The organism is Gammaproteobacteria bacterium, assembly GCA_036381015.1.
GTDB lineage: Bacteria > Pseudomonadota > Gammaproteobacteria > Steroidobacterales > Rariloculaceae > ZC4RG20.
Genome location: DASVDR010000039.1, coordinates 1 through 3001 on the forward strand (window position 1 = coordinate 1; position 3001 = coordinate 3001).

Sequence of the window (3001 nt, forward strand, 5' to 3'; positions counted from 1 at the left end):
CGGGCATGCAAGGCTCACGCATGCCGATCGTCACCTCGCACGGCGAGGGACGCGCCGTGTTCGCCAGCGACGCGCAGCGCGCCGCCGCCGAGCCGTTCATCGCACTGCGCTACGTCGACAACTACGGCCGGCACACCGAAAGCTACCCCGCGAATCCGAACGGCTCGCCCGACGGCATCTGCGGCCTGTGCAGCGCCGACGGGCGCGTCACCGTTACCATGCCGCACCCGGAGCGCAGCGTGCGCACCACGCAGCTTTCCTGGCATCCGGAGGAGTGGGGCCCCGATTCCCCCTGGCTGCAGCTCTTCCTGAACGCCCGCGCCGCCCTCGCCTGACGAGCGTGCCTCCCCCGGTCGCGGCTCCGCCCCAGCCACCGACCCCAAACGTGCGTGAACGATGCGGTCGTGGAGAGTGCGCGGGCCACGATCCACGATCCACGATCGCGGGTCGCGCGCGATGCGCTCTCCTACAGGGATGCTCGCGGCTACGTCAGGCGGTGAGGGTGCCGTTGGCTTCCTGGACGAAGAAGCGGCGCACCTTGATGGCGCGGGCGAGCTTGCCGCGGCGGACGAAGCACTGGTAGAGCATGTCCTTCATGACCTCGAGCAGCACACCGGCCTGGGCTCGATTCAGCAGGGGGAGGCCGGCCTCGCTCTCGGACTCGAACAGGATCTGCTTGATCGGCGCGATGCTGTCCTCGTCGATCTCGGCGATGCGCTGCGCGGCGACGACCTCGTCGAATGCCCTGAGCTTGCCGCGCTCGCCGAGCGCGGCATAGGCGCTCATTGCGGCGCGCCGGCACATCGACGCGAACGCGTTGAAGTCGTTGTGCGTGTAGCAGGAGAGCGCCTCGCGGAACAGGAGCTCGGTCGTCTCCGGCAGGTAGGTGAACGGAAACCGCTCCTTCGGCCGCTCGAGCTCGAGGAAATTCCGGAACAGCTCGACCCGGCCCTCGCCGTAGCCCTTCACTGCGAAGCGGAGGAACACCGGCGCGCGGCAGGCGTCGCACTGGTACACGAGGCCGACGTGCTTCGGCCGGTGCTCGAGGAGCGTGTCGACGTCGGGCACCGACTGGGGCGTCATGTGCGAGTACACGCCGCAGTACGGGCATTCGAGGCCGAACTCTTCGCGGCTGGGATAGTCGATGCGCCTGTTGCGCTCCAGGATGACCGTCATGTCCTTGTTCTTCTTCCGGCCCGCCGCGCATTCTCGGGTGCCCTCACCGGAGTGGGGCCTCCCTTGTTGTTCGGGCAGCGTGGCTTTCGCGGCAGTATAGCCTCAGCGCAACGGTACCCTCGGAGCCGTTCGACATAATCCGCACCGCGGGCAGGCCAGGCGGGCGGAGCTCAGTCGCCCTCGCTCCAGCGTCCCAGCGCGGCGCTGGCCGCGGCGTTGGCAGGGCGCGCGATGACCGCGTCGCGGCTCAGGCTCACCTCGAAGCGCGCGCCGTCGGCCATGGGCGCGTAGGTCGCGCTGCCGTAGTGCGCGTCGATGCCGGGAGTGAGCAGCGGAAAGCGCCGGGCGACGGCCCACACGTCGACAGCGAGCGGCTCGGCCAGCGAATACACGGTGCGGCTCTCGCTCTGCTCGCGCCCGATGTCGGTATACCGCCCGCTCAGCCGCTCGAGACGGTAGATCGGCTCGAGGCCGAGAATGGTGACCGGCGGCTTCCACGTGACGAGCCGCGCGTCCATCTGCCACTCGTTGCCGCGCAGCTCGAAGGTACGATCGTGCTCGCCGTCCACCATGAGGCGCGCCTGGTACACGTCCCGGGCCGTCTGGCGAAAGGCCACGGTCGCGACCACCTGCTCCGCGGTGAGCCGCTCGTAGCTGTAGTACGAGATCGCGACCAGCACCGCGGCCACGGCAATGGCGCCCGAGGCGAGCGTGCCGACGCCCGCGCCGCCCGCGCGCACCAGGCGCCCGTGGCGCGTGCACGCCACGGTGCGCGAGAGGAAGAAGAGGGCGGCGATCCCCGCGGCGGCGGCGATCGCGACCAGCGCGTTCACGCGCTGAGCCGCTTGTAACGGATGCGGTGCGGCGTGCCGGCGTCCGCCCCCAGCCGGCGCTTGCGATCCTCCTCGTACTCGCTGTAGTTGCCCGGGAAAAACGTCACGTTGCTGTCACCCTCGAACGCAAGAATGTGCGTCGCGATGCGGTCCAGGAACCAGCGGTCGTGCGAGATGACGACAGCTGATCCGGGGAACTCGAGCAGCGCCTGCTCGAGCGCGCGCAATGTCTCGACGTCGAGATCGTTGGTCGGCTCGTCGAGCAACAGCAGGTTGCCGCCCGCCTTCAGCGTCTTTGCGAGATGCACGCGGTTGCGCTCACCGCCGGAAAGCAGGCCGATCTTCTTCTGCTGGTCCGCGCCGCGGAAGTTGAAGCGTCCGACGTACGCGCGCGACGGTGTCTCGTAGCTGCCCACGCGGATCACGTCCTGGCCGTCCGAGATCTCCTCCCAGACGGTCTTGTCGTCGTTCAGGCTCGCGCGCGACTGGTCGACCGCGGCGAGCGTCACGCTGTCGCCAAGCCGGATGCTGCCGGCGTCCGGCTGCTCGTCCCCGGTGAGCATGCGGAACAGCGTCGTCTTGCCGGCGCCGTTCGGGCCGATGATGCCGAGGATACCGCCGGGGGGCAGGGAGAACGTGAGATCGTCCATGAGGAGCTTGTCGCCGAACGCCTTGCGCACGTGCCCGGCTTCGACGACGACGTCGCCGAGCCGCGGCCCGGGCGGGATGTAGATCTCGTTCGTCTCGTTGCGCTTCTGGTAGGCGGCGGAGGAGAGCTCCTCGAACTGCCGCAGGCGCGCCTTCGACTTCGCCTGCCGCCCCTTCGGGTTCGCGCGCACCCATTCGAGCTCGACCTGCATCGCCTTGCGCCGCGCCTGCTCCGTCTGCTCCTCGACGGCGAGCCGCTGCTCCTTCTGCTCGAGCCACGACGAGTAGTTGCCCTGCCACGGGATGCCGTGCCCGCGATCGAGCTCCAGAATCCAGCCGGCGAC

4 protein-coding genes are annotated in these 3001 nt (G+C 69.3%); 1 reads left to right on the plus strand and 3 read right to left on the minus strand.

Annotated elements, in window-relative coordinates; all coding sequences use genetic code 11:
• A partial coding sequence (locus tag VF329_13680) for a phosphoribosylformylglycinamidine synthase subunit PurQ (protein ID HEX7082054.1) occupies nt 1–335 on the plus strand: 335 nt, incomplete at its 5' end.
• A 154-nt stretch (nt 336–489) separates the two neighbouring features.
• Here the strand turns inward: VF329_13680 and VF329_13685 are convergent.
• The 3 genes from VF329_13685 to VF329_13695 all read right to left on the minus strand — a co-directional run.
• Nucleotides 490–1176, minus strand: a complete 687-nt coding sequence (locus tag VF329_13685) for a hypothetical protein (GenBank protein ID HEX7082055.1) — start codon at nt 1174–1176, stop codon at nt 490–492.
• 170 nt (nt 1177–1346) lie between these two features.
• Nucleotides 1347–2009: a cation/multidrug efflux pump gene (locus tag VF329_13690; GenBank protein ID HEX7082056.1), complete on the minus strand. Its 663-nt coding sequence runs from the start codon at nt 2007–2009 to the stop codon at nt 1347–1349.
• Nucleotides 2006–3001 (minus strand): ATP-binding cassette domain-containing protein (locus VF329_13695; GenBank protein ID HEX7082057.1); only part of this gene is annotated, 996 nt, incomplete at its 5' end. The genes VF329_13695 and VF329_13690, both read right to left, overlap by 4 nt.